This window comes from Streptomyces sp. NPDC090994 (assembly GCF_044768905.1).
In the GTDB taxonomy this organism is placed as follows: Bacteria; Actinomycetota; Actinomycetes; order Streptomycetales; family Streptomycetaceae; genus Streptomyces.
Window position 1 is genome coordinate 49,069 of record NZ_JBIVWS010000029.1, and the last position, 25,614, is coordinate 74,682.

Here is a 25,614-nt window from a genome sequence, read left to right on the forward strand (position 1 = left end):
AAACGCCGGTCCCGGCGCGCCCGGTGCGGGGGCGCGGCCGTGGACCGGCGAATCGGGGCTCGCTACTTCTTGGAGCCGGCGGCAGCCTTGCCGAAGCGGGCCTCGAAGCGGGCCACACGGCCACCGGTGTCGAGGATCTTCTGCTTGCCCGTGTAGAACGGGTGGCACTCGCTGCAGACCTCGGCACGGATGGTGCCGGACTCGATGGTGCTGCGGGTGGTGAACGACGCGCCACAGGTGCAGCTGACCTGCGTCTCGACGTACTCGGGGTGGATGTCGCGCTTCAAGGTGTCTCCTAGGTTCGGGAGGGCGCCGGGTCGCTGCCGCGGGATGCGGGGCGTGAACCGGAGCCGACGTACCAGTCTGCCAGGACTGGGGCCATCCCCCAAAACGAGGGGGTGCGGTTGTGTATTCCCTGCGGGCCGGTGGGGGTTCTCGCGCCCGCCCGGCGGAGCCGCACAGGTCTCGGCCCCGCGCCCCTAGGCGGCGTTCACGACGCCCTCGGCTCCACCGGCCGCCGTACCTTCGGTTGCCGTCCTCGGGATCGCCTTGTCGGCCTTCAGGGCGTCCCAGACCTGCTGGGCCTTGGTCTCCTCGACGAGGACGCGGTTGCCGTCGGCCGGGTCGTACTGGACGGGCATCGTGACCATGTCCATGTGGGCCGGGGTGATGCTCTTCAGGCCGGCGGCGAAGGACATCAGCTTGTTCACCGAGCCGAGGCCGGTGTCGGTGGTCACCGTCTTGGTGGCGGTGTCGGCGAGGTCGACGAGCTTCTTGGGGTTGGTGAGGACGCCGATGTCCTTGACCCGGTCGACCAGGGCCTTGACGAACGCCTGCTGGAGCTGGATGCGCCCGAGGTCGGAGCCGTCGCCGACGCCGTGCCGGGTACGGACCAGGCCGAGGGCCTGCTCGCCGTCGAGGGTGTGGGTGCCGGCCTTGAGGTCGAGGTGGCTGTCGGGGTCGGAGATGTCCTGCGTGGTGGTGATCTCGACGCCGCCCAGCTCGTCGATGAGCTGCTGGAAGCCGCTGAAGTCGACCTCCAGGTAGTGGTCCATGCGCAGGCCGCTCAGCGACTCGACGGTCTTGACGGCGCAGGCGGCGCCGCCGGCGGCGTACGCGGAGTTGAACATCACGCCGCTCGCGGCGTCGTGCACCGTGCCGGAGGTGTCGGTGCACTCGGGGCGGTCGACGATGGTGTCGCGCGGGACGGAGACCACGCTGGCCTTCTTGTGGCCCTCGTAGACGTGCACGACCATCGCGGTGTCGGAGCGGGCGGTGCCGTCGTCGGTGCCGCCGCCGACCTTGTCGTTGCCGTCGGCGCGGGTGTCGGAGCCGAGGACGAGGATGTTCTGGGAGCCGTTGTCGGCCTTGGCCGGCCGGTCGGTGCCGAGGGCCTGGTCGATGTCGACGCTCTTGAGGTTGCCGTTCAGCTTGAAGTAGAGGTAGCCGGCGCCGCTGCCGCCCAGGACGACGATGCCCGCCGTGGTCCAGGCCGCGACCAGCAGGCCCTTGCGCCGTCCGCTGCGGGGCTTGCGGCGGCGTCCCTTGCCCCGGTGGCGCGGCCCGCTGGTGCCGGCCTCCCCCGGTATGCCGGGTTCCGGCGTGCGCTCGGCAGACATGTGCTCCTCGACTCTCGTGCGGCGGCTCTACCCCCTGCTGTCGGTGCCGGATCTTCTCTACGGCACCATCGTCACCCCGTTCGGCCAGACGGAGAAACCCGGGCAAGGGTTGCACGGGGCGCTGTGCGCGAGCTGTGCCGCTGTGGTGACCCTGCGTGTCCGGACATGTCGGGAGTCCCGCCGCTTACCTGGGCTTTCTCCCGTTTCGGAAAGACTGCTCACGCTCCGGACGGACACGCTCCGTGTGGGAAAGGTCTCCCGGACCCGCACATGCGGAAGGCCGCCCCCGTGGTGCGGGAGCGGCCTTCGCCGAGTACGACGGATCAGTCGCCGTTGCCGGGCGTCGGGGTCGTCTTCTGGATCTGGAGCAGGAACTCGGCGTTCGACTTCGTCTGCTTCATCTTGTCGAGGAGCAGCTCGATCGCCTGCTGGGAGTCGAGCGCGTGCAGCACCCGGCGCAGCTTCCAGACGATGCCCAGCTCCTCGCCGCCCAGCAGGATCTCCTCCTTGCGGGTGCCGGACGCGTCGACGTCCACCGCGGGGAAGATGCGCTTGTCGGCGAGCTTCCGGTCGAGCTTGAGCTCCATGTTGCCGGTGCCCTTGAACTCCTCGAAGATCACCTCGTCCATGCGGGACCCGGTGTCGACGAGCGCGGTGGCGAGGATGGTCAGCGAGCCGCCGTCCTCGATGTTGCGCGCGGCGCCGAAGAAGCGCTTGGGCGGGTACAGGGCGGTCGAGTCGACACCACCGGAGAGGATGCGGCCGGAGGCCGGCGCCGCGAGGTTGTACGCGCGGCCCAGGCGGGTGATCGAGTCGAGCAGCACGACGACGTCGTGACCCAGCTCGACGAGGCGCTTGGCGCGCTCGATGGCCAGCTCGGCGACGGTGGTGTGGTCCTCTGCCGGGCGGTCGAAGGTCGAGGAGATGACCTCGCCCTTGACCGACCGCTGCATGTCGGTGACCTCTTCCGGACGCTCGTCGACGAGGACGACCATCAGGTGGCACTCGGGGTTGTTGTGCGTGATGGCGTTGGCGACCGCCTGCATGATCATGGTCTTGCCGGTCTTCGGCGGGGCCACGATCAGACCGCGCTGGCCCTTGCCGATCGGCGACACGAGGTCGATGATCCGCGTGGTCAGCACGCCCGGGTCCGTCTCCAGGCGGAGGCGGTCCTGCGGGTACAGCGGGGTGAGCTTGTTGAACTCCGGCCGTCCGCGGCCGTGTTCGGGCGCCATGCCGTTGACGGAGTCGAGGCGGACCAGCGCGTTGAACTTCTCGCGCCGCTCGCCCTCCTTCGGCTGGCGGACCGCGCCGGTGATGTGGTCGCCCTTGCGCAGGCCGTTCTTGCGGACCTGGGCGAGGGAGACGTACACGTCGTTGGGGCCCGGCAGGTAGCCGGAGGTGCGGATGAACGCGTAGTTGTCGAGGATGTCGAGGATGCCCGCGACCGGGATCAGGACGTCGTCCTCGGTGATCTGCGGCTCGGCGGCGATGTCGTCGCGTCCGCGACGGCCCCGGCGGTCGCGGTAGCGCCCGCGACGGCCGCGCCGGCCGCCCGCGTCGTCGTCGTAGCCGTCGTCCTGCGGACCGTTGTTGCGGTCCTGGCGTCCGCCGCCCTGCTGCTGACGCTGCTGGCCGCCGCCCTGGTTCTGCTGGTCGTCGCCCTTGCCCCGGCGGTCGCGGTCACGGTCCCGGCCGCGCTCGCGGCGGTCGCGGCGGCGGCCCTCGCCGCCGTCGGCGTCGGACCGGCCGTCGCCCTGGTGCTGCTGGCCGCCCTGGTGCTGGTTGCTCTGCTGCGACCGGTCGGACGTGGCGTCCTTGGGCTCGGTCCTGGCCTCGGCGGCGACCGTCTCGGTCGCGGCGGCCGGGCTGCCGGCGTCGGCGGTGGCGCGACGGCGGCCACGGCCGGCGGGGGCCTCGTCGGCGGCGGGCTGCCCCGGGATCTCGATCTGCTGCTGGGACGACGCGGCCTTCTCGGCGGAGTCGGTGGCCTTGGCCGCCTTCTTCTCGGCCTTGTCCGGCTTGCCGGCGGCGGAGCCCTCGTCGCCCGTACGGGTCCGGGAGGTGGCGCGGCGCTTCGGCTTGCTCTCGGCGGCGCCGTCCGCGGTCTTGGCGGGAGCCCCGCCCGCGGCCTGCGCTTCCTTGATGACCTCGATCAGCTGGCTCTTGCGCATCCGCGCGGTGCCCCTGATGCCCAGGCCGGAGGCGACCTGCTGCAGCTCGGCCAGCACCATGCCCTCGAGGCCGGTACCGCGGCGCCGCCGGGAGCCGGCACCGCTGGCAGGCGCGGAGGCGTCCGTGGCGGGCGCGGCAGCGGTCTCCTCGACACGTGCGCCCATCAGATCGGTGGTGTCGCTCACGAAGGGTCCTTCCCTGGAGCGGACGTCGGCCTGTCTGGCTCGGCGACCGGTTGTGCTGTCCGGCTTCGGTCCTTGCTGTGCGAACCGTGCCGGGGCGGTGGTCCGCCCAATCGGCGGAAGAGATATCTGGTGATGGCGCTTCCCCTGGCCGTGGCACCCGGTGTCTGTGTCAGGTGGCCTGGTCGCGCCGGTTCCGGAGCGTTTCCGGACCGCTCAGTGTCGATGGACGCCGTACTGCCCGCGTACGGCGCTCACCACACAAGGCGGTTTGGGGGGCTCCCGGAAGAATGTCTGTCCCGGACGGGGACACGAGGCACCTCGCCATGGTGGCGCCGGGTGCAGACTTGAGATTAACACTACCGGATCCAACAAATATTCCCCCTCTCGAAATCCGGCAACCGTGCGCGTCTAAACGTCATGGGAGGGCGCGAGCGGGAGCACGCAGGCTCCCTTGAGGTCCAGGCTCAGCCGGTTCGCGGCCCAGTCCTCGCCCGCCAGCGCCTCGACCTTGTCGGCGGTGCCGGCGTCGGCCAGCGCCATGACGGTGGGTCCGGCGCCGGAGATCACCGCGGGGATGCCGTCGCCCCGCAGCCGCTCCACCAGCGCCGCGCTCTCCGGCATGGCCGGCGCGCGGTACTCCTGGTGGAGGCGGTCCTCGGTGGCCGGCAGCAGCAGCTCGGGACGCCTGGTCAGGGCCTCGACGAGCAGCGCGGCACGGCCGGCGTTGGCGGCGGCGTCGACGTGCGGGACGGAGCGCGGGAGCAGTCCGCGCGCCGTCTCCGTGAGTACCGGCTTCCCCGGTACGAAAACCACCGGAACGATGGAATCGGCGGGCTCCATCCTGATCGCGCGGGCGGCGCCGCCCTCCAGCCAGGACAGGGAGAAACCGCCCAGCAGACAGGCCGCGACGTTGTCGGGGTGGCCCTCGATCTCGGTGGCGAGGTCGAGCAGCGCGGCGTCGTCGAGACGGGACTCGCCGCCTATCGTCACCGCGCGCGCCGCGACGATGCCGGCGCAGATGGCGGCGGAGGAGGAGCCGAGGCCGCGGCCGTGCGGAATGCGGTTGGCGCAGACGATCTCCAGGCCGCGCGGCTGTCCGCCCAGCAGATCGAAGGCGGTGCGCAGGGAGCGTACGAGCAGGTGTTTCTCGTCGCGCGGCAGCGTCTCGCTGCCCTCCCCCGCGATGTCGATGTGCAGCCCGGAGTCGGCCACCCGGACGACCACGTCGTCGTAGAGCCCCAGGGCCAGGCCGAGGGCGTCGAAGCCCGGACCGAGGTTGGCGCTGGTGGCGGGGACGCGCACCCGGACGGCGGCGGCGCGGAAGGCGGGACCGGCCATCGCTCGTTGACTCTCCTTGAGCTGCGTGATGGTCGAATGGCTGTCGATGTCAGTGACTTCCGATGTCTCTTGACCTTCGTTGTCGCATGACCGTCGATGAACATCCGATGACGTACGGGAACCCGGGGCCGCCGCTTCCTCCCGGACGGGCGACCGCACCCCCGGCCGCTTCCGTCCGCTTTCCGGCCGCGGAGACGGCGCGGCACCGCGGCATATGCGGCGGGCGGGTTCGGTACAGCCTATCGAAGGAAGGTTCTGTGACGACATAGGGCGCACAGGAGGCGCACGATGCGTGTCGCAAGCCCCCCGTGCAACCCCCCGCTTCCGGGGCCCCGCGAGGGCCCCGTCAGGACACTTCCCCGGCGCGCGGCGCTTACGCCTGCCACACCGGGGAGACGGGTGTCCTGCTGTGCCCCGGCCTCAGACCAGGCCGAGCCGCTCGGCCGCCGTCGCCGCGTCGACCGGGACGGTGACGGGCTGCGGGGCGCCGGCGACGGCCCAGTCGGGGTCCTTCAGACCGTTGCCGGTGACGGTGCACACGATCTTCTGCCCCGGGTCGACCTTGCCCTGCTCGGCGGCCTTCAGCAGACCGGCGACCGACGCGGCCGAGGCGGGCTCGACGAAGACGCCCTCCTGGGAGGCCAACAGCCGGTAGGCGCGCAGGATCTCACGGTCCGTCACCTCGTCGATGGCGCCGCCGGACTCGTCCCGCGCGGCCAGCGCGAAGTCCCAGGAGGCCGGGTTGCCGATCCGGATGGCGGTGGCGATGGTGGACGGGTCCTTGACGACCTCGCCGCGCACGATGGGCGCGGAGCCGGAGGCCTGGAACCCCCACATCCGGGGCGTCCTGGTGCTGACCCCGTCGGCGGCGTACTCCTTGTACCCCTTCCAGTACGCGGTGATGTTGCCCGCGTTGCCGACCGGGAGGACGTGGATGTCGGGCGCGTCGCCGAGCATGTCGACGATCTCGAAGGCGGCCGTCTTCTGCCCCTCGATCCGCACCGGATTGACCGAATTGACCAGCGCGACGGGGTAGTTGTCGCTGAGCGCGCGAGCAAGCGTCAGGCAGTCGTCGAAGTTGCCGTCGACCTGGAGGATCTTGGCGCCGTGCACGAGCGCCTGCCCCATCTTGCCGAGCGCGATCTTGCCCTGCGGCACGAGGACGGCGGACACCATCCCGGCCCGCACGCCGTACGCGGCGGCCGAGGCGGAGGTGTTTCCCGTCGACGCGCAGATGACGGCCTGCGCGCCTTCCTCCTTGGCCTTGCTGATGGCCATGGTCATACCGCGGTCCTTGAAGGACCCGGTCGGATTCGCGCCCTCCACCTTGAGGTGGACCTCGCAGCCCGTGCGCTCGGAGAGCACCTGCGCGGGCACGAGCGGCGTGCCGCCCTCGCGGAGCGTCACGACCGGCGTGCTGGCGGAGACGGGGAGCCGGTCCCGGTACTCCTCGATGATTCCGCGCCATTGGTGGGTCATTGCTGGTTACTCTCCTTCAACCCGCATGATGCTGGCGACACCCCGCACGGTGTCGAGCGTGCGCAGCGCCTCGACAGTGCCGCCGAGGGCGGCGTCGGACGCGCGGTGGGTGACGACGACGAGAGAGGCCTCTCCCCCACTCTCGGCTTCGCTCGAGCGGGAGGGACCCCCTTCCTTCCCGGACTGCCGGACGGTGTCGATCGACACCCCGTGCTCGGCGAACACCGTGGCCACCTGGGCGAGCACGCCCGGCTTGTCGGCGACGTCGAGACTGATGTGGTACCGCGTGACGACCTCGCCCATGGGCGAGACGGGCAGCGCGGCGTACGCGGACTCACCGGGCCCGCGCCCCCCGCCGAGCCGGTTGCGGCAGACGGCGACGAGGTCGCCGAGGACGGCGGAGGCGGTCGGCGCACCGCCGGCGCCGGGCCCGTAGAACATGAGCTGCCCGGCGGCGTCGGACTCCACGAACACCGCGTTGTACGCCCCGCGCACATTGGCCAGCGGATGACTGAGCGGAATCATGGCGGGGTGCACGCGGGCCGTGACCGACCCCCCGTCGGCCGCCCGCTCGCAGATGGCGAGGAGCTTGATGGTGCACCCCATCTCCTTGGCGGAGGCGAAGTCGGCGGCGGTGACCTCGGTCATGCCCTCGCGGTGCACGTCGTCGAGGCGTACGCGGGTGTGGAAGGCGATCCCGGCGAGGATGGCCGCCTTGGCCGCGGCGTCGAACCCTTCCACGTCAGCCGTCGGATCGGCCTCCGCGTACCCCAGCGCGGTGGCCTCGTCGAGCGCCTCCTGGTACCCGGCGCCGGTGGTGTCCATGGCGTCGAGGATGAAGTTGGTCGTCCCGTTGACGATCCCGAGCACCCGGTTGACCTTGTCCCCGGCGAGGGACTCGCGCAGCGGCCGGATCAGCGGGATGGCGCCGGCGACGGCGGCCTCGTAGTAGAGGTCCTTCTCGTTGGCGTCCGCGGCGGCGTGCAGGGCGGCGCCGTCCTGGGCGATGAGCGCCTTGTTGGCGGAGACGACGGAGGCGCCGTGCTCGAAGGCGGTGGTGATGAGCGTCCGGGCGGGCTCGATCCCCCCGATCACCTCCACCACCACATCGATGTCCCCGCGCTTGACGAGGGCGGTCGCGTCGGTGGTCACGAGGGCAGGGTCGATGCCGGCCCGCACCCGGTCGGGCCGCCGTACCGCGACACCCGCCAGCTCCAGGGGCGCCCCGATCCGGGCGGCGAGGTCGTCGGCGTGCGTCGTCATGATGCGCGCCACCTCTGAGCCGACCACTCCACAGCCCAGCAGCGCCACTTTCAGCGGACGCGTACGCATCATCCGACCTCGTTTCCTCATACCGTATGCGGTGGAACCAGTCTCACTCACCGGACGGGACTTTCTGCCCTTCGTCCGGATCGTGAGACATTTATTTCATTTGCGGGGGCCGTCAGACGTGAAGATCTCCGGCCCTCTTCGGATTTCCCGCGCTGCTCGTCCGCCGTCTCATCCGACGTCGAGGCGCAGCAGGTCCTCCTCGGTCTCCCGCCGCACGATGACCCGCGACTCGCCGTCCCGGACGGCGACGACGGGCGGCCGGAGCACGTGGTTGTAGTTACTGGCCATGGAACGGCAGTACGCCCCGGTCGCGGGTACGGCGATCAGGTCACCGGGTGCCAGGTCGCCCGGCAGGAACGCGTCCTTGACCACGATGTCCCCGCTCTCGCAGTGCTTGCCGACGACGCGGGCGAGCATCGGCTCGGCGTCGGAGGCGCGGGAGACGAGGGCGACGCTGTATTCGGCGTCGTAGAGCGCGGTGCGGATGTTGTCCGACATGCCGCCGTCGACGGAGACGTACGTACGCAGCCCGTCGAGCGGCTTGACGGTGCCGACCTCGTAGAGCGTGAAGGCGGTGGGCCCGACGATGGCCCGGCCGGGCTCGACGGAGATCCGGGGGGTGCGCAGCTTGGCGGCGTGGCACTCGCGGTTCACGATCTCGGTCAGCGCCTTGGCGATCTCGTGCGGCTCGCGCGGATCGTCGTCACTGGTGTACGCGATCCCGAGCCCGCCGCCGAGGTCGATCTCGGGCAGCTCGACCCCGTGCTCGTCGCGGATGTCCTTGAGCAGCCCGACGACCCGGTGCGCGGCGACCTCGAACCCGGACATGTCGAAGATCTGCGACCCGATGTGCGAGTGGATGCCGACCAGCTCCAGCCCGTCCAGCTGGAGCACCCGCCGCACGGCCTCGGCGGCCTGCCCGCCGGCCAGCGGGATGCCGAACTTCTGGTCCTCGTGCGCGGTGGCGATGAACTCGTGGGTGTGCGCCTCGACGCCGACGGTGATACGGATCTGCACCTTCTGGCGCTTGTTCAGGGATCGCGCGATGTGGGCGACGCGGACGATCTCCTGGAAGGAGTCGAGCACGATCCGCCCGACGCCGGCGCGGACCGCCCGCTCGATCTCGGCCTTGGACTTGTTGTTGCCGTGGAAGGCGATGCGGTCGGCGGGCATGCCGGCGGAGAGCGCGGTGGCGAGTTCGCCCCCGGAGCAGACGTCGAGGTTCAGCCCTTCCTCCGCCAGCCAGCGCACGACGGCCCGCGACAGGAACGCCTTCCCCGCGTAGAACACGTCGGCGTCGTCCCCGAAGGCCCCGCGCCAGGCCCTCGCCCGGTCCCGGAAGTCGGCCTCGTCGAGGATGTAGGCGGGGGTGCCGTGCTCCTCGGCGAGCGTCTTCACGTCGACGCCGCCGACGGTGACGACACCGTCGGCGTTCCGGCCGACCGTGCGGGCCCAGACCTTGGCGTCGAGGCCGTTGAGGTCGGCGGGCGGTGCGGAGTAGTGGCCCTCGGGGAGGACGTCCGCGTGGCGGGGTCCGGCGGGGTGTGCGGAACGGCTCATGGCTCTGGTGACTCTCTCGGGTCTGTCGGGTCTCTGGGGTCTCTGGGATCAGAGATGGTCGGGCGCGTCGATGCCGAGCAGGGACAGGCCGCCGGCCAGCACCACCCCGGCGGCTTCGGCGAGCGCGAGCCGGGCACGGTGGGCGGCCGAGGGTTTCTCGTCCCCGACGGGCAGTACGGCGGGGAGCAGCGGCAGTACGGCATCGGCGACGGCGACGAGGTGCCGGGCGAGCCGGTCGGGAGCGTGGTCGCGGGCCGCGGCGGCGAGGACGCGGGGGTGGTCGGCGAGGGCACCGGTCAGCCGTTCCGTACCCGCGCTGGTACCGGGCTCGGGGGCGAAGCCGAGGTCGGCGGCGTTGCGGAGGAGGGCGCGGGTGCGGGCGTGGGCGTACCGGACGCGGAAAAGGGGGTTCGTCTCGCGCTGGGCGAGGTGTTCCCCTGCGCCGGGGCGGGGCCGGTCGTGGGGGGCGGGGTGGAGCAGGGCCCAGCGTCCGGCGTCGGGGCCCAGGGCCAGTACGGCGGGGGGGTCGGTCGCGGGGACGGGGAGGGGGCGGAGGGTGACGTTGCGGGGGTCGGGCGAGACGTCGATGGGGTGGGGCGTGACGTCGACGCGAGCGTCGCCCAGCAGCACCGCCCACTCCGGCGGCGGGAGGGCCTCACAGCTGGTGCGCACGGTCACCCCCTGGGCGCGCAGCAGCCGGGCGACGCTGTCCATGACGACAAGGGCGCGGAGCTCGCGGGGGCAGTGCAGCGACACCACGCCGGTGCCTGGCCCGTCGGCGTACCCGTAACGGGGGCCGCGGCGCAGTATGTCGGCGACTAGGGCGCCGGGGGCGGCGTCACCGAGGGAGAGGTTGAGGAACCCGGGCCCGGTGACGACGACATCGGTGACCCCGTCGACGCCGACGAGGTAGGACCGCAGCGTTTCGGCGACCGCGCGAGGGGGCTGCCCGGCCGGCCGGGCCAGCTGCAACGCGAGGTTGCTGGCGTAGTCCCCGCATCCCCCCGGCCCCGGCGGCCCGACCACGACCCGCTCAGGAACGGTCACGGCGAGCTTCCCGTCATCGACAGCGCGACGCACCGCGTACAGCAGGGTGCGGGACAGCTCGACGGGGGTCACGTGACCAGCGTAGGTGAGGAGGGGGGAGGGTAGGCGAACTGGTTTGGGGGGTGTTCCGGGATGTGGACGGGGGGGCTCTGTCCCTTGGTGTTGGTGACGGGGGCTCTGCCCCTTGGTGTCGGTATTAGTGATGCGGTGCCCCGGCGCGCTGGTGACCCGGCGCTGTCGTCGCTGCCGCTACCCGGCGTGCTTGGCCGGTGGCGGCGCGGACCCGCCCTCCGCCTCACGGCAACCGACCGCACTCCCCCGGCCGTCACCGCCTTCAGCCCCCCGCTCGGCCAGCCTCCGCACGAGCCCGACGAGCGCGGCGGGTTCGAACGGCTTGGACAGGAAGGCGTCGACGCCGGCACCGAGCCCGGCATCGACCTCGTGCTGACTGCACGCGCTGATGATGGCGAGGGGAAGATCCCGGGTCCGCGGATCGGCACGCAGCCGCCCGGCGGTCCGGAGCCCGTCGAGACGCGGCATGACGACGTCGAGGGTGATGACGTCGGGCCGCACCTGATGAACGACTTCCAGACACTCGGCACCATCGGCCGCGGTCACGACCTCGAAGCCCTCCAGCTCGAGGTTGACCCTGATCAACTGCCGGATGACCTTGTTGTCGTCGACGACAAGGACCCGGCCCGACGCGCCTGGCACACCTCGAGAGTAGGTCGGGACCGGCCATCGCGTCCGGGTTTTCCCCACTTCCACCCCGTCCGGGGAACCATCCGCCGTCCGGCTCCTCCCCCGCCCCGGGAAACCCGTTCATGACCACCCCGGACGAGCTGGTAGTGTTCTACCCGTCGCCGCGAGCAACACCACCGCAGCCGACACGCCCCCGTAGCTCAGGGGATAGAGCAACGGCCTCCGGAGCCGTGTGCGCAGGTTCGAATCCTGCCGGGGGCACTTCGCACGAAGTGCCTAAAGACCCCGCCACCAGCGAGTTCGCTGGAGTCGGGGTCTTCGCGTATGTGCAGGCGGATGCCACCGAAAGCAGCCGTTCGCCAGTGATCACGTAATGACGACGTAATGATCTTGGGCGTCGTTCGCGCAGGTGGAGGGCCGTTTTCGGGCTGCCCGCGCGGACACGAAGAAGGCCCCGGAGCGTGACACCGCCCCAGGGCCTCCGAGCGAGGCGTGTACGCCTCTCACGGCGTGCCGTCGTCCTCCCCCAGCCCTTGCATGATCCGGTCGTTCATCTCCGCCTCCTGGCCGTCGATGCACCTGGCGTAGATCCTGAGGAGCACGTCCACCGAGTGCCCGGCCCGCGCTGCCACCTCCGGTGCGGGGACGCCGGAGTTGAGCCACTGGGAGACGCCGGCGTGCCGGAGGTCGTAGGGGCGGGCCGCCATCACGGAGTCGACCTGATGCGGCAGGAGAGCCAGTTCCCGCGCTTGCTTCCACACGCGGGAGTACGAGGACGCGGCGATGACGTTGCCCCGCTCACTGGAGAACAGGCGGCCGTCTTCCGCCGTGCCGAACTCCTTGACGTGGTCGAGGAGCAGTCGAACGAGCGGGGGCGGGACGGGGACCGTCCGCACTTCGCCCGCTTCCCGTTGCTTGAGGCCCCGGCGGTCGTGCGCCTCCCCGGAGTCCGTCCACGCCTTACCAGCTGTGGGCCGTGTCTCCGCCAGTTCGATACGGCCCCATCCCTTCTCTGGGAGCGTGCAGTCCGACCGGCGCAGGCCGAGCGCTTCACCGGGCCGCATGGCCGCGTAGTACAGGCAACCGAAGAACGCCCGCAGCCGTCGACCGCTCGCCCGGTCGTAGCCGCCGACGTAGGTGAGCGCGGTCAGCAGCTCCCGTGCCTGCCGGGGGTTGACCACCACCCGCCGGTCGACTTCCTGCACGGCCCGTTTGCCTCGCTTCCTGCGCACCTGGGAGAGCGGGTTGGCGTTCAGGGCACCCAGTTCGACCGCGTACTGCAACACGTTGAAGACCACCGCCCGACGACGCCGGTAGGTCTGTGTCGCGGCCGGCTTGCCGTCGAGGCGACGGGTCAGGGCGTCCGCCAAGTCCTGGGCGCGGCTCCCCTCCGACAGTTCGGCCACCGGGAGGGACGCCTTGGACAACCACGTCAGTGCGGCGGCGATCTCCTTGGGGCGCTCCCTCTCCCGGCGAGGAGGAGGCAGCAGGTACGACCGTGCCGCGCGGCGCAGGACCGTGGGCGTCGGCCGTCCGCGCACAGCCTTGACGGGCACCGCCAGGACGGTGGAGAGCGCATCGGTCATGCTGTCGCGCTGCTTCGCCGACGCCTCCGCCCACCGGGCATCCAGGTACTTCACCGCCAGCTCTGCGAAGCTGAGCGCGACCTTGCCGCCCCGGAGGGAGTCGGGCAGTCCGGTCACGGTGTCGAAGGCTTCGCCCTTGTCGGCGGCGCGCAGGAGCTTTGCGCGGAAGCGGTCGGCGAGAGCCTTGGTCCTGTGCGACTCGTGGAAGGGCTCGCCATCGACCGACCAGCGCACGAGGTGGGTCGGCTTCTTGGCGGACCGGTTGACGCTCAGCTTCCAGATGACGACCTTGTACGACTTCACCGGACACCACCGCCCGAGTCCTCCGTCCGCTCCTCCACCCACGCGTCGAGCGCGTCACGCCGGACCCGGAGTTCACCGTTCGGGAGCCGGATGCAGGCGGGGGCGAGGTGGAGTTCACGCCAGCGGTAGAAGGTGCGGCGGGAGACGCCGCCCAGTTCCTCGAGGACTTGGCGCACGGTGAGCAGCTCGATGCCGGTCCGGTCACGCGCCATGGGGAACACCGTCCTCCCGTACCGAGGCCGCGAGGAGGGCGGCTTCCGGGGAGTAGCCGCGTCCGGCGTACCGCCACTGGCCGACGTAGGCCACGGGATGGCCCTCCAGGCCCAAGGCGGCGCGCTGCTCCTGGGCGCGGTGCTCGGCGCGGGCGCGGCGGAGTTCGCCGAGGGTGGTCGAGTAGCGGCGGGACTTGGTGGAGAAGTGGCCGCCGTAGCCGAGCATGTGCGCCCAGCGGCGCAGGCCGAGGCCCGCGAAGGCGGGAAGGCCGCCGAGCCACCAACACGTACCGATCATGCGCAGCACATGCGCCCGCACCGGCAGGAGGACCATTTCCCGGGCGGACCGGATACGTCCGTCGACCGCGCCGGCCGTCTCGGCGCCTTTGGTGGCGTACTTGGCGATGTACCCGGCCACCGCTCCCGGCGCAGGCCGCTCCCCCGCAGGTGAGGCGGCGACCGGGCGTACGTCGACCTGAGTGCCGAAGCGCAGCACGCGCGCCCCGACGACCGCCGAGCCAGGCGCCTGGAAGTGGACCCGGGCGACAGCCGCAGGGACGGCATCGGCGAGCAGAGCGGCGCTCGCCCAGGAGGGCGGTGGCGAGTCCGGCCCGTCCGGGCCGTCGAGGCGGACCACGGCATGGAAGTGGACCAGGCCGCGCCGCTGGTACTCGGCGATCTTCGCGTACGAGAGCCGGGCAACGTCCGCCAGCTCGGCACGGGACAGCCCGGCCCTGCGGGCGATCTCCCGCCGCAGCTCGATGCCGAAGCGGTGCCAGAGCAGGCCGGCGCAGGACTGCCAGAGCACGGCCCCGGCGTAGTCGTAGCAGCGGGGGCAGAGGGGTTCGCCGAGGCGGGGGTCATCCGGCGCGTGCCGCTCGGAGCAGCCGAGGGGCACGCCGTGCGGGCAGTTCTTCGCATCCCGGCGGGGACGGCACGGGTGTACGCGGCCCGACCGCTCCCGGCGGGTGTGGACCGGCCCGAAGCCGGGAGCGGTGAGGGTGGCGAACACCCGGGGGTGCTCGCTCACCGAATCCGGTACCGCCTTGCCGCCGACGAGGCCGGCGCGTACGAGTTGGTAGGTGTCCGCCTGGTACACGCGGGAGCAGGCGGGGCAGACCGAGGCACGGCGGTTGCCGCAGGCGGTCAGCAGACGCCTGCCGTTCGGGTCGGAGCCGTCGACATCGGTCAGGGCTTCCCCCGTCGCCGTATCGACCAGGAAGGCGGAGCCGACGAGGTGGACCGGGTTGGTGCAGCCGCCGAGGCGGATGACGGTACGGCGCCAGGCGGAGAAGTCGGGCCGGGCCGCACGGTCCAGCAGCGCGGCCACGGTGGGCGGGAGCGGCGGCGGCGCGTTCATCGGCGCCCTCCGTTCCCGGGACCGAAGGCGTACCCCATGACGGTGGCGATGGTCTCCGGTCGGGTCTTGGCACTGAACCGGTACGTCGGGTCCGTCAGCCAGACCGCTGCGGCGTGACCGGGGCAGAGGCGGCGTTCGGTGTTGTCGAGGGCGACCAGGATGACCTGTTCGTGGCCGGCGCAGGTGGCCGGGTAGTCCTCGGGAGCCCGGAGATCGCAGTCCGGCGCGTGGGATTTGCGCGGACGGTGGGCGGTGGACACAGTGTGAGTGCTCCTTTCACTGCTCATGTGGCGGAGGGAGTGGGCTCCTGGCGGGGTCGGGTTTGGCGACTTCGCGCCCCGTCGGGAGCCCGCGGAACGGGTGGTCACTGCCGTTCCTCGGGCGGAACGCCGATGACCACATACGAGATGGGGCCGAACTCCCGGCGGACGTCGAAGTAGCCCATGCCGATGTCGGCGACCGGGGCGCCGAGGGCGGAGGCAACGGACTCCACCCCGGCCCGGCGGGCGGCGGAGTCGTCCGCGTCGACGAAGACGGCGAAGGACGGGCGGCGCGGCGCGAGGACGGTCGGGTTGGCGGTCAGGAAGTCGGTCAGCTCCCGCAGACCGGCCAGGAAGGCGGCACGGTCACCGGAGCGGATCGTGTAGTCGGACATGGACGGATGCCTTTCGTTCGGGTCGTTCGTCGGGGCACGTCGCGGCGCGGTGTGGAGGGCTCAGAAGCGCATCTGTCCGAGCAGGCCGTTCACCCCGGAGAGCAGGAGCGAGACCAGCGGCGCGGCGACGGTGCGGGAGAGCAGGAAGCCGAAGGCGCCGCAGAGCAGCACGTCCAGCCAGCGCAGGTAGCGGATGCGCAGGAGGAACCAGATCGCGAGGCCGAGCAGCAGCACGGCCGAGGTGGTGACCAGCACGGTGACGCTCCTTGTCAGACCAGGGCGGCGGACAGTTCAGGCAGTGCGGGGGTCAGGTGCGCGTGGGCGGTGGCGACGGCTTCGGCGTCCGTCTCGGTGACCAGGTGGGACCGGCCGCGCTCCCAGCCGTCGCCGGAGGCGAGCACGGCGGTGCCGGCCTGTTCGGGGGTGATGGCTTGAGCGGCCTTGAGGGCGTCCGGATTGAGGTCGCCGAGGGTCATCTCCGCCGTGCCGGGGTCGGCGACGCGGTGGCAGACCCGACCGCCGAGTTGGGCTCGGAGCGCGGTGACGCCTGGCCCCAGGTCGGAGCCGACGCGCTGCCCGGCGACGACGAGGAAGACGCCGAGGGCCGCGCCGAGCTGGGCGAGCCGGATCAGGGCGGTGCCGGCCGCGTGTGCTTCGTCCTTCTCGTGGCGTCCGGCGACGAGGAAGAGTTCCGCGATCTCGTCCACGATGACGACGACCGGGACCGGTCGTTCCTTCTCGGCGAGGCCCCATATGTTGCGGACCCCGGCGGTGCGGCAGACCGTCATGCGGTCGAGGGTGAGGTTCACCAGCGCGGACAGCAGCCGTACCGCCTGTGCCCGGTCGGTTGCGAGGGCGGAGAGGCGGGGGCCGTAGAGGGACAGTTCCATGCCGCCCTTGCAGTCGATGCCGACGAGGGCGACCCGTTGCGGGGCAAGCCCGGCGACGAGGGCGTGGATCAGCGTGGACTTGCCGGAGCGTGTAGCGCCGACGATCAGCCAGTGCGGGATACGGCGCAGGTCGATGACCCAGGACGCCCCGGTTTCCAGCGTCCCGACGACGACCCGCAGCAGTCGCCCCGGCCCCCGGGTGCGGGGCGCCCGAGGTGCGGCGAGCGGATCGGCGTACAGGGCGGCGATCCGTACGACGCCGGGCCGTAGGGAGGTGACGCGGACCGCGTGAACCTGCCAGTCCTCCGCCATAGCGGGGGCCGCCTTCACGAAGTCGTCGGGCAGCTGCCCCGGCAGCAGCCGCGCCACGAGTTCAAAGCCTGCCGCCGTCGGTCGGATGAACCCATGCCGGGGTACGCGCGGTTGGGGCGGCGGAGCGCCGTTCCCGACGAGCCCGGACACCACGGTCAGCGCCGGGCGACGGCTCACGGCAAGCCCACACCCGGCCATCAGCGCCCGCCAGGTACGGGCGACGCGGAAGGCGGACGCCGGGTAACCGAGTAACAGCCACCAGGCCGCCGGGTACCTCCGGCGCAGCGCCGGGCCTACGATCAGCAGGCCCGACGCGACGACGGCGGCGACCACGAGGACCCGCCCTGGCCAGGTGGCCCCGGCCGACGGGTCGGAGGACGCCAGGGTCATCACTGTCCGACCCCCTTGGCGGCGGAAGCCGCGTGGAGGGGACGGATCTCGGCGGCGCGGTAGGCGATGCCGTGCCGTCCCTCGTTCTCCCAGGGAACGGCGATCAGGTCCCGCACGGTGACGGGGGTGCCGACCTGCACGCCGGACGGCTCACCGGGGACGCTCACGTTCACCACGTCCGCCGAGGTGCCGGCCATCAGGCACAAGCCCACCTGGTACAGCGTCTTGCCGGTGTCGCGGTCGACCCGCACCTGGCCGGACTCACGGCTCACGAGCCGCGGAGCCGGGGGCACGGCGCAGATGATCCCCGTGTACTTCGCGGTGTCGATCGGAAGGGTTGCCACAGTTCTGGACTCCTCACATCTGGATGACGAGCAGCCGCAGGACGACCCTACGGACTGCTAGACCACCCGTAGTACGGGTGGCGGGAGTCCAGATTGGCGACCCGTAGTACGGGTTGTCAACCAAGTTGGGGATGGGAGAAGCTATCCACGTTCGTGGATGGAGCGTTCACGACGACGAGCAGGCCGCAGAGGCCGAGGCCACGGAGGACAGGGCATGCCGCCGAAGAACACGCAGCCGAAGTACCGGCAGATTGCCGACTACCTGCGCGAAGGCATCCTTGACGGCACCTTCCCCGCCGGCCAGCCGCTCCCGTCGGAGGAGGCGTTGGCCAAGCAGTTCGGCGTGACACGCCCCACAGTCCGTCAGGGACTCACCGAGCTACGGGCGTCCGGCCTGGTCGAGGCCATCATGGGCCGGGGCACGTTCGCCCGCTCCCCCCACAACCGCCCCAGCTTCACCTACCCCCGGGGCGTCCGCCGCTCGCCCAACGGTCAGTACACCGAGGCCGACGGCATCCGCTGGACCGACGCCGAGAAGCCCACGGCCACCCGCACAGACGCCCCGCTCGCACTTGCCGACTTGTTGCGCATCCCGCCGGGCGAGCCTCTGTTCACGTACGACGCCTTGCAGACCGCGGACCAGGGCCGCCTACGCCAACTTCACCGCACCTACGTGCCGTTCTCTGTGCTCCTCGGCACCAAGTACGAGGAGACTCCCCCGCCGCCGGCTCCGCAGCTGTACAACGCCCTTGCCGAACTGGGCCACGAACTACACTTCACGGAGTACGTGCGCACCCGCATGCCCATGCCGGACCAGGCCCAGGCGCTCCGGCTTGCCGACGGAGTACCCCTGCTGCATGTCTTGCGGGTGACGCTCACGGCCGCTGACAAGCCGCTTGCTTTGGAGGAGTTCCACCTTCCTGGGCATGACTTGGAGCTTGCGTTCCGGCTGTAACGGCAGCCCAGGAGCAGCGTTGCGGTTCAGACTTTCTCTACTTCATCAAGGCGGCTCGCTCCGCTCACCGCGCGCGGCCCGGCCCCCGGCCGGGCCTGCGCTCCTGTCTCCGCCCCGCTCCAGCCCGGCCGGCGCCCGTGCCGCGCGCACAGCAGTCAGCCGCTTGCCGTGAGAGGGGGTGCGTCGTGGCTGGGGCGGTCAGCTCCACGGCTTTAGCCACCTCCCCGGTCCGGGTCCCGCGTCGAGCAAGACCAGGGGGCCACTCGTGCACATTGCGGTCAGGCCTAAAGCCTGCCCGAGTTGCCAACTAGCGTACGGCCCCCTGCTCATGCTCGACCCCAGACCGGGCAGGCCACCGGCCAAACCCGCTCCACCGACCTAACGGCTACCTCGCCCTTAAGTCAGCTAAAAGCCAGGGAGAACCCCCTCCTTGCTACCGAAATCCTTCGGATAACGCGGTTTACGATCTTTTGCCGACGTAGGCCAAACTACGCCAATCCGGCGCATGTAAGCCATAGTAGCCAGTGGCGCATTCAAGATCTCGTCCAGCAAATCTGCTTGACTCTTCTCCAACTCAACCAGACGCGCGAGAACCGTCAGAAGGTCATTTAGTTCGCGCGTCCAATCGAGAGGCCATACATCCAAATGCTCCCCGTCGAGCGGACTGCTCTTGCGCCCGCCCGGATCCTTTTTCCGGTAGTCAAACCAAGATTTGATCACAGAACGTGAGCCGACTTGGTAACTCCACACTTCAGGCTCGACCGGCCCCCAAACGCCAGACCCAAGGTGGAGCTCCTTACGCTCTTCATCGTAATTCAGAGTACTCGGCATAGGGTCTGGACTGCGCAATGACTTCGGCTGCCTAGAATCCCCATCAGGGTATCTAATATTGTTCTTACGCCGCCCAGACGACTCGTCTACGAAAGTGGCGCCATAGGTATGAAGCCAGATAACTTCTCGACCGATAGCAACAGATTTTTCCCACAAGCGCCGATCGAGAGTAAGCGGAACTCTTATACCGGGCGTCGTGAGTTCATCCGAGAAGCGCTCAGTGTACCCAGGGTGGGAGACAACACCCGCCAAGTAAGCTACCAACTCCCGCCCCGTAACTTTTGCGTCACGCTCCAGCACCGCCTCGGCCCAGGATCGCGCGAAGCCCGGTGCTTGGTTATAGGTGCCGTCCGGATGCAGCATTGGTAGGGCACGCCCACCGCGGTTGTTAAAGTGATGCATGTCAGGAATTACATGCGTGAACACTATACCCGGACCTGACGAGATTTCGTGAGCATTCTGCTCGATCACATAAACTTGGTCGGGTTGACGCGCAGCCCACAAAGTTGGGCTCTCGCGATGCAGTAGGCGACGGTCCGGAATAATCCATTGACGGTCGAAGGAGCGGAATCCTACGCGCACCGGAGAGGGCGGATCTCCGGTCTCGTCGATGAAAGCGCCACTGTGCTCGTATACATCCTTCCCGGGCAAGGGCGACTTCTCTTTTTCAAGGTAAGCGCTGGATGACTCCTTGAACAACTCTCTCTTCCGGTCTACATCTGCCTCACTTGTAATGATGCGCCATCTCTTCTCAAGAACGGAAGGATGCGGAGCATACACCCAAGTCCTGTTCGGCTTCACACCAGGAGCGTGCCAAGGCAGCAGATCGTCCAAAGCAGGCCAGTCATCCCATGCTGATTCTGCCGCCGGCGTAAAGGGCGCCTGCCAACTCGTTCTAGCATCCCGCCACTGGGCGTCATCGAAAAGGTCAATCTCTGCCAGCTTATTGTACTTCTCATTCTGCCGCCCAGTAACCTCTGTGTATCTAATCCGAGCAGGCTTTTCGGCATCAGCATCGGAAGCCCTTAGGAAGATGCCGATGGCGAGCGGTTGCTGGACACCCGGGAAAATTCGCGTAGGGACGTCTGGACGCATACCTTCAGGACTGACATTAATGACCCACCCTTCAGAGCAAGTCCTGCGCAGATATTCCCTCATGCCTTTGAAACCCACGCCACGCAGATATCCAGAGGTCGTAATAAAGCACACGACACCGTTATGATCCCCGTCTGGCTGGTCAAATACCTTCCAGGTGGCCCAGCGCCAGAAATAGACGTATAGGTTCTTCAGAACATATTCCACGCGCCCATTGCCGAGGGCTCGAAATGCGTCGAGTTCGTTCGGGGCGTCTTTTGCACCGCGGTCACGCACGCGCCCCTGCTCGATCCACCCTCCCATACCTTCTGCACGCTCGCGATAAGGCGGGTTGCCGATAACTACAGTGACGGGAGTTTGGGCCTTTATTTTGTTGGCTTTCTTTCTAGATGCAGAAATTATCGCCAACTGAGACGAAAGCATGTCAACGCTTTCGAATGGGTCATCCAAAGTGTTGGTCACATATGTACGCATGCCACCTGTCGGCGGTTTTGCATTGTGCCTTTTGAGAAGATCAGTAGTCCTCAGCTCGGCCACCGTATAGGGACCCATCTGAAGCTCAAAACCAATGATGCGCTGGGCGAGATCCGTGACTACCTCCGCCGCAGCACCAGATCCATCTTGATTCTTTACTCGTTCCGCGACGGTATCAATTATTCCATGGAGGTACGTACCGGTTCCCATAGCAGGGTCCACAGTGAGAACAGAAGGGTCGACGAAACCGCCCTCTTTACCGAGTCTTCTCTGCAGAACATCGTCGACCATTCGCACCATCTGCTCGACGACTTCGCGGGGTGTGTAATAGGAGCCAGATTCCTTCCGCTTTTCCGGATCATATTCATCAAGGAAGTGCTCATAGAGGTAGAGATACAGATCCCGCTTGCCGGCGCGAATCCTGTCCCATCGCACTGCGCCGATAACGCGCAGCAACAAACTCAGCGTGACAGCAAAGTCTCGGGCCGTCACCTCAGTCAAAAGCTGCAGGGCCTTACCCATCAAGGAATGGCTATGCCCTAGACTTTTCCCAATTTCATAGAAACTAGTATCTTTTAGATCGATATCTTCCGAACGAGCCAGCAACAGACCAAAGGTGACAGTCTGCGCATACCCGTCTGCGAAAACTTCGTCTGAAGCCTCAGGGAATAGCAATTTCCGCCAGTCCCGAGCAAGGCCATGGAACGGCTGCGAATCTTCTTCTCCCCCGAGAATAATTGCCCGACGCTCTTGCTCAAGCTGGTCAAGAACCTCCCCCCTGAGTAGCCTAGTAAGAGGAGCGACTGACTGAACCAGGCTCCTTACGGAGGTGATAGGTGCGGGCTTCCACCGCAGAAACTCAGTCAGCAGGCTCTCGAAGTCGGGAGACGCAGTGAGGGAACTGCCCGCTTCTTTCAGTGAGCCGCCGGAGAGATAAACCGGACCTACTAGAAGCTCCCCGTCGCGATACAGACGCCATTCAGTGCCGTTTGTGTAGATGAGATTAGGAAGGTCTCTTTGACGCTGCCACTGCTTCAAGTTGTGGCCCGTGAAATTGTCCGGATCGACATTACCATCCGGCCTCTTCACCTCAATGTATCCACACACCGCACCGTTAACGCTTATTGCGTAATCCGGCCGCACTCGGCGTTCAGTATCGCGGACTTCGCTGTGAGGAATAGCCGTAAGTCCCAAATGATGGGCTGCAGTAGCGACCAGCTGTTCGATAGGAGACCTGATGGCTGCTTCGCGATCTCCGGGGCCAGAGAGACTCTCTTTGCACGCGGCCCCAAACCGCGCAACAACGTCGCCTACCCACAAGCTAGTTGCAGCCACTGCCAACTCTCCCTATCACGAGGAACGACGTAGACACTACAGGGACACACCCCACAGGTCACCCACTGTCACAGAGTGGTCTCGGAGTAGCCTTGCCCGCTCGACCTAACGGTCAGCTAGCTGGGCTCGGGACGTCTGTCGCCAGAGGGTGGTGGTTGCGTCCGCGTGACGGGCCATCTGTGGGCTCTTCTAACCAGGACAGCGCAGGGAGCGCGGACGTCTGCGGAGACTCAGCCTCACGTCCCCCGTCAGCCGTGTCCTACCGGCCGGCGCTGCTCCCACAGGGATCATGCAGATTGCCCGGAGACACATGCTGTACTCAAGAGGTCGAGTCCTTGAGAGCAGGCTCTGCTTCGGCCGGGCATCGTGGACCATCTGTGGACACGTCTCGCTCAGCCGGTCGCAAACACCGCTCTGCCCTGCAATGTTTCGTCCCCCGGAAGCCCCTTCCGGAGCCGCATGCGATCGAAGCCGCCCCACCGTGGCGGCCGGATCGGCATACTCGATGCCTGGACCGCGAGTGCAGGGGGTGGCGATGTACGGCCGAAGCGATGAGGCATGGGAGCAGTTGACCGATGCCGGATTGAAGTTCCTCGTTGAACGGGCACAGCTCCACAAGGTCACGACCTACACGGAGATCAGCTCTGTGCTGGCCCGACGGACAGGGCTCCCCGGCTTCGACTTCGAGCAGGCGGACGAACGTGCAGCCATGGGCTACCTGCTTGGACTGATAGTTGGACGGGACTACCCAAAGAGCGGACTCATGCTCTCTGCACTGGTTCACTATCTCGGTGCGAACGATGCTGGGCCAGGCTTCTACACGCTCGCGCAGCAGCTTGATCTGCTCCCCAAGGGAGCCTCCGCAACGGCGAGACTGGAGTTCTGGATTGGGCAGGTCAACTCGCTCCACCAACTTCACTCGTTCCGTGGCCGATAAGACGTGCGGAAACTTTCCTGTCGAATACGTGTTGAGGAGCCCGAGATCTTCCTCCAGCACCTACAACTGTTTTCTTATCTCGGCTATCCCACCCCACCCCCGTAGCACCGCTCTAGGAGCACGATGGCTGACACAGGCATTGATGACCTGTCCAAGTACGAGTCCGGGACCGACCCGTTCACCGCGGCCGAGCTGGAGGCGATTGCCCGCTTCCGCGAAAACCTATCCAGCATTCCCGACATTGCGTTCAAGGGCTTGGACGCCGACGAGATCCGCCACTTCGCGTCCGAACACGGCATGGACGAAGCCCGCAAGATGCTGGATCTATTCGCTACCAACCTCCTGAACGGCTGGTGGATGGCGATCCTCTCGTTGAAGAACGACCTGCCGACCGGCACCGGCGCGCCCGCCCAACACAGCACGCCCGCCGCCCGGTACGTCGCCCACCTCACCGCCCAGCACCTCAGCGCCTGCGCGAAGTTCGAACGCGCCGTCACCATGTGGTTCCTGGACCTGGACACAAACCTCTCCTCCCCGCTGTACCTGAACAGGGATGGGGAGGAGTGAGCCACACGGAAGGACGACGATGAATTCATCGACTGCCCTGTAGAGAGCTACGGATCAGATGTTTCCGCCACAACCGTGCCAGAACGAGCCTGGAGCCACGGGGAACAGTAGGACGAAGTCGAACGCGTCGGAGAGGCATCCGGGCGCTTCCTCGCATGTGAGGCGTCCAGCGTCCCCTGGATCACCCAGCTTCCCTGACTGAGGTCTCAGGCAGCGTCGTCAAGTGTCGGACGTCAGGCTTGCTCGGGTCGACGGCACTCGCAGCGTGGTGGAGGCCGGTGGGGGTGCAGCGAGACACACGCGCGCCTGGTCGGTTGGCGCGCCCGCCATCGTGGCTGACTGTCGTCGGCTGAGGTTCGTGCCACAACCGTGCCAGATGCAGGGGTCAGCCACGGTCAACACGGGAGTCCTGCAGTCGAGTAGCCGCCCGCTTTCTCGGCCAGCGAAGCCGCAGCTCAGCCCGCAGATCACCCAGCCTCTCTCCTAAAGCGGGGGTCGCAGGTTCGAACCCTGCCGGGGAACCAGCACTAGGTCGTGGGGCGAACCTGTCTGGCAAGCTGCGAGTCAGGTACATAAAGTGACTGGTTCATGGCTGGGGAGGGCATCGTGTCCTGGACAAGGGCAGAGCCGAGAACCTGGCGTTGCCAAGAACGCATCGGCCACGCCGCTGGGGGGGGAAGATCGCATGGAGACGGAAAATTCGGCCAGGCTGGCCGTACTCATCGATGCGGACAATGCCAGTCCGGCGATCGTCGAGGCTCTGCTGGCCGAGGTGGCCAAGTACGGGACCGCTTACGTCAAACGGGCCTATGGCGACTGGACTGGCACCTCGCTCAAGGGCTGGAAGGATCAGCTGCTCACCCAGTCGATCCAGCCCATCCAGCAGTTCGCTTACACGACCGGCAAGAACGCCACCGACGCGGCAATGGTGATCGATGCAATGGACCTGCTGTACACGGACCGCTTCGACGGGTTCTGCATCGTGTCGAGCGACAGTGACTTCACCCGGCTGGCCGCGAGGATCCGTGAGTCCGGTCTGACCGTGTACGGCTTCGGGGAGCGGAAGACGCCCAAGGCTTTCGTCGCGGCCTGCGACAAGTTCATCTACACCGAGAATCTCACCTACACCCAGAGCGCTCCCCGGTCCTCCCTGAGGCTGGCTCCGGACCGGTCCGTGGGAGGCAAGCCATGGGACGATGCCCTCCTCGGTCTCCTGCGTAGTGCCGTGGAGGACTCGTCGAACGACGATGGCTGGTCGCACCTCGGAGGCGTCGGAAACATCATCCGGAAGCGGCAACCCGACTTCGATGCACGCACTTAGAACTCCTAACGAAATGATCTTCGAGGTGGTTGGATCACTCTGAGACTGGTGATCTGGGGGTGCGGGTGGCTCGGCCGAAGCCGTGGGAAGTCGACGACGAACTGTGGGCGGTGATCGAGCCGCTGCTGCCGAAGGTCGAGCGTCGGATCCGGCATCCGGGTCGCAAGCGCCATCCGGACCGGCTGGTGTTCCAGGGCATCCTGTTCGTCCTGCACACCGGGATCTCCTGGGAACACCTGCCGCAGGAACTTGGCTTCGGCTCAGGCATGACCTGCTGGCGCCGCCTGGCCGAGTGGACCGAGGCCGGCGTATGGCCCCGGTTGCACGAGGTCCTCCTCGCCGAACTCCGCGGCGCGAACGCCCTGGACTTCTCCCGGGCGGCGGTCGACGGCTCCCACATCCGCGCGTTAAAAGGGGAGCCAAGACCGGACGAAGCCCCGTCGACCGGGGCAGGACGGGCAGCAAGCATCACCTGATCACCGACGCCACGGGCATTCCGCTCGCCGCGACCCTGACCGGTGGCAACCGCAACGACGTCACCCAGCTGATCCCGCTCCTCCAGGCCGTACCGCCCGTGCGGGGCAAGCGCGGCCGGCCCCGGCGCCGCCCT

22 protein-coding genes, 1 tRNA gene and 1 pseudogene are annotated in these 25,614 nt (G+C 68.3%); 6 read left to right on the forward strand and 18 right to left on the reverse strand.

What is annotated here, in order from left to right; translation table 11 throughout:
* Positions 1–62 precede the first annotated feature (62 nt).
* From rpmE to ACIQR3_RS34505, 9 genes are all read right to left on the reverse strand, one after another.
* On the reverse strand, positions 63–287 hold the full coding sequence (gene rpmE, locus ACIQR3_RS34465) for a 50S ribosomal protein L31 (protein WP_019326867.1): 225 nt from the start codon (positions 285–287) through the stop codon (positions 63–65).
* Between the two features lie 192 nt (positions 288–479).
* Entirely contained in the window at positions 480–1,619 is a 1,140-nt protein-coding gene (locus ACIQR3_RS34470) for an LCP family protein (protein ID WP_403544997.1), read from the reverse strand.
* Between the two features lie 323 nt (positions 1,620–1,942).
* Positions 1,943–3,979, reverse strand: coding sequence for a transcription termination factor Rho (rho, locus tag ACIQR3_RS34475; RefSeq protein ID WP_403544999.1), 2,037 nt, complete (start codon positions 3,977–3,979; stop codon positions 1,943–1,945).
* 408 nt (positions 3,980–4,387) lie between these two features.
* Complete coding sequence (thrB, locus tag ACIQR3_RS34480) at positions 4,388–5,317, reverse strand: homoserine kinase (protein WP_403545000.1); 930 nt, start codon at positions 5,315–5,317, stop codon at positions 4,388–4,390.
* A 420-nt stretch (positions 5,318–5,737) separates the two neighbouring features.
* Positions 5,738–6,796: a threonine synthase gene (gene thrC / locus ACIQR3_RS34485; protein WP_403545001.1), complete on the reverse strand. Its 1,059-nt coding sequence runs from the start codon at positions 6,794–6,796 to the stop codon at positions 5,738–5,740.
* A gap of 6 nt (positions 6,797–6,802) precedes the next feature.
* Complete coding sequence (locus ACIQR3_RS34490) at positions 6,803–8,128, reverse strand: homoserine dehydrogenase (RefSeq protein ID WP_403545028.1); 1,326 nt, start codon at positions 8,126–8,128, stop codon at positions 6,803–6,805.
* 168 nt (positions 8,129–8,296) lie between these two features.
* Entirely contained in the window at positions 8,297–9,688 is a 1,392-nt protein-coding gene (lysA, locus tag ACIQR3_RS34495) for a diaminopimelate decarboxylase (protein ID WP_403545002.1), read from the reverse strand.
* 48 nt (positions 9,689–9,736) lie between these two features.
* Complete coding sequence (gene nrtL / locus ACIQR3_RS34500) at positions 9,737–10,807, reverse strand: ArgS-related anticodon-binding protein NrtL (protein ID WP_403545004.1); 1,071 nt, start codon at positions 10,805–10,807, stop codon at positions 9,737–9,739.
* Positions 10,808–10,984: 177 nt separating this feature from the next.
* Positions 10,985–11,497 (reverse strand): response regulator, encoded by a 513-nt coding sequence (locus ACIQR3_RS34505; RefSeq protein WP_403545029.1) that lies wholly within the window; start codon positions 11,495–11,497, stop codon positions 10,985–10,987.
* Positions 11,498–11,626: 129 nt separating this feature from the next.
* Between ACIQR3_RS34505 and ACIQR3_RS34510 the strand changes: the two genes are divergently transcribed.
* Positions 11,627–11,698: transfer RNA gene (locus ACIQR3_RS34510), tRNA-Arg, on the forward strand.
* A 242-nt stretch (positions 11,699–11,940) separates the two neighbouring features.
* Here ACIQR3_RS34510 and ACIQR3_RS34515 read toward each other — a convergent pair.
* The 8 genes from ACIQR3_RS34515 to ACIQR3_RS34550 all read right to left on the reverse strand — a co-directional run bounded on the left by ACIQR3_RS34515 (position 11,941) and on the right by ACIQR3_RS34550 (position 17,489).
* On the reverse strand, positions 11,941–13,326 hold the full coding sequence (locus ACIQR3_RS34515) for a tyrosine-type recombinase/integrase (RefSeq protein ID WP_403545006.1): 1,386 nt from the start codon (positions 13,324–13,326) through the stop codon (positions 11,941–11,943).
* Positions 13,323–13,538 (reverse strand): helix-turn-helix domain-containing protein, encoded by a 216-nt coding sequence (locus ACIQR3_RS34520; protein ID WP_351849640.1) that lies wholly within the window; start codon positions 13,536–13,538, stop codon positions 13,323–13,325. Before ACIQR3_RS34520 ends, ACIQR3_RS34515 begins: the two co-directional genes overlap by 4 nt.
* Positions 13,528–14,898, reverse strand: coding sequence for a replication initiator (locus tag ACIQR3_RS34525; protein ID WP_403545008.1), 1,371 nt, complete (start codon positions 14,896–14,898; stop codon positions 13,528–13,530). The genes ACIQR3_RS34520 and ACIQR3_RS34525 overlap by 11 nt, the downstream gene beginning before the upstream one ends.
* Positions 14,895–15,158 (reverse strand): hypothetical protein, encoded by a 264-nt coding sequence (locus tag ACIQR3_RS34530; RefSeq protein ID WP_403545010.1) that lies wholly within the window; start codon positions 15,156–15,158, stop codon positions 14,895–14,897. Before ACIQR3_RS34530 ends, ACIQR3_RS34525 begins: the two co-directional genes overlap by 4 nt.
* 104 nt (positions 15,159–15,262) lie before the next feature.
* Positions 15,263–15,553, reverse strand: coding sequence for a hypothetical protein (locus ACIQR3_RS34535; RefSeq protein ID WP_403545012.1), 291 nt, complete (start codon positions 15,551–15,553; stop codon positions 15,263–15,265).
* 60 nt (positions 15,554–15,613) lie between these two features.
* Positions 15,614–15,808: a hypothetical protein gene (locus ACIQR3_RS34540; RefSeq protein ID WP_215165653.1), complete on the reverse strand. Its 195-nt coding sequence runs from the start codon at positions 15,806–15,808 to the stop codon at positions 15,614–15,616.
* A gap of 14 nt (positions 15,809–15,822) precedes the next feature.
* A complete protein-coding gene (locus tag ACIQR3_RS34545; RefSeq protein ID WP_403545013.1) occupies positions 15,823–17,145 on the reverse strand; it encodes an FtsK/SpoIIIE domain-containing protein in 1,323 nt (440 codons plus the stop codon).
* Positions 17,145–17,489, reverse strand: a complete 345-nt coding sequence (locus tag ACIQR3_RS34550) for a hypothetical protein (protein WP_403545015.1) — start codon at positions 17,487–17,489, stop codon at positions 17,145–17,147. The genes ACIQR3_RS34545 and ACIQR3_RS34550 overlap by 1 nt, the downstream gene beginning before the upstream one ends.
* Before the next feature lie 214 nt (positions 17,490–17,703).
* Between ACIQR3_RS34550 and ACIQR3_RS34555 the strand changes: the two genes are divergently transcribed.
* The gene (locus tag ACIQR3_RS34555) at positions 17,704–18,444 is read left to right on the forward strand and encodes a GntR family transcriptional regulator (protein WP_403545016.1); all 741 of its coding nucleotides are present in this window, start codon (positions 17,704–17,706) and stop codon (positions 18,442–18,444) included.
* A 405-nt stretch (positions 18,445–18,849) separates the two neighbouring features.
* Here ACIQR3_RS34555 and ACIQR3_RS34560 read toward each other — a convergent pair whose 3' ends face one another.
* The gene (locus tag ACIQR3_RS34560) at positions 18,850–21,933 is read right to left on the reverse strand and encodes a type ISP restriction/modification enzyme (RefSeq protein ID WP_403545018.1); all 3,084 of its coding nucleotides are present in this window, start codon (positions 21,931–21,933) and stop codon (positions 18,850–18,852) included.
* 781 nt (positions 21,934–22,714) lie between these two features.
* On the opposite strand from ACIQR3_RS34560, the gene ACIQR3_RS34565 reads away from it, so the two are divergent.
* The 4 genes and pseudogenes from ACIQR3_RS34565 to ACIQR3_RS34580 all read left to right on the forward strand — a co-directional run.
* Entirely contained in the window at positions 22,715–23,116 is a 402-nt protein-coding gene (locus ACIQR3_RS34565; RefSeq protein ID WP_403545020.1) for a hypothetical protein, read from the forward strand.
* A 123-nt stretch (positions 23,117–23,239) separates the two neighbouring features.
* Positions 23,240–23,683, forward strand: a complete 444-nt coding sequence (locus ACIQR3_RS34570; protein ID WP_403545022.1) for a hypothetical protein — start codon at positions 23,240–23,242, stop codon at positions 23,681–23,683.
* A 685-nt stretch (positions 23,684–24,368) separates the two neighbouring features.
* Complete coding sequence (locus ACIQR3_RS34575; RefSeq protein WP_403545024.1) at positions 24,369–25,004, forward strand: NYN domain-containing protein; 636 nt, start codon at positions 24,369–24,371, stop codon at positions 25,002–25,004.
* A 65-nt stretch (positions 25,005–25,069) separates the two neighbouring features.
* Positions 25,070–25,614 (forward strand): annotated as a pseudogene (locus tag ACIQR3_RS34580) (IS5 family transposase); the annotation flags it as partial.

What these genes read in the sequence shown, in the direction of transcription:
- ACIQR3_RS34470 (WP_403544997.1), bottom strand. Translation starts at nt 1,619, where the DNA reads ATGTCTGCCGAGCGCACGCCGGAACCCGGCATACCGGGGGAGGCCGGC.
- thrB (WP_403545000.1), bottom strand. Translation starts at nt 5,317, where the DNA reads ATGGCCGGTCCCGCCTTCCGCGCCGCCGCCGTCCGGGTGCGCGTCCCC.
- thrC (WP_403545001.1), bottom strand. Translation starts at nt 6,796, where the DNA reads ATGACCCACCAATGGCGCGGAATCATCGAGGAGTACCGGGACCGGCTC.
- ACIQR3_RS34490 (WP_403545028.1), bottom strand. Translation starts at nt 8,128, where the DNA reads ATGCGTACGCGTCCGCTGAAAGTGGCGCTGCTGGGCTGTGGAGTGGTC.
- lysA (WP_403545002.1), bottom strand. Translation starts at nt 9,688, where the DNA reads ATGAGCCGTTCCGCACACCCCGCCGGACCCCGCCACGCGGACGTCCTC.
- ACIQR3_RS34520 (WP_351849640.1), bottom strand. Translation starts at nt 13,538, where the DNA reads ATGGCGCGTGACCGGACCGGCATCGAGCTGCTCACCGTGCGCCAAGTC.
- ACIQR3_RS34525 (WP_403545008.1), bottom strand. Translation starts at nt 14,898, where the DNA reads ATGAACGCGCCGCCGCCGCTCCCGCCCACCGTGGCCGCGCTGCTGGAC.
- ACIQR3_RS34535 (WP_403545012.1), bottom strand. Translation starts at nt 15,553, where the DNA reads ATGTCCGACTACACGATCCGCTCCGGTGACCGTGCCGCCTTCCTGGCC.
- ACIQR3_RS34545 (WP_403545013.1), bottom strand. Translation starts at nt 17,145, where the DNA reads ATGACCCTGGCGTCCTCCGACCCGTCGGCCGGGGCCACCTGGCCAGGG.
- ACIQR3_RS34555 (WP_403545016.1), top strand. Translation starts at nt 17,704, where the DNA reads ATGCCGCCGAAGAACACGCAGCCGAAGTACCGGCAGATTGCCGACTAC.
- ACIQR3_RS34565 (WP_403545020.1), top strand. Translation starts at nt 22,715, where the DNA reads ATGTACGGCCGAAGCGATGAGGCATGGGAGCAGTTGACCGATGCCGGA.
- ACIQR3_RS34570 (WP_403545022.1), top strand. Translation starts at nt 23,240, where the DNA reads ATGGCTGACACAGGCATTGATGACCTGTCCAAGTACGAGTCCGGGACC.
- ACIQR3_RS34575 (WP_403545024.1), top strand. Translation starts at nt 24,369, where the DNA reads ATGGAGACGGAAAATTCGGCCAGGCTGGCCGTACTCATCGATGCGGAC.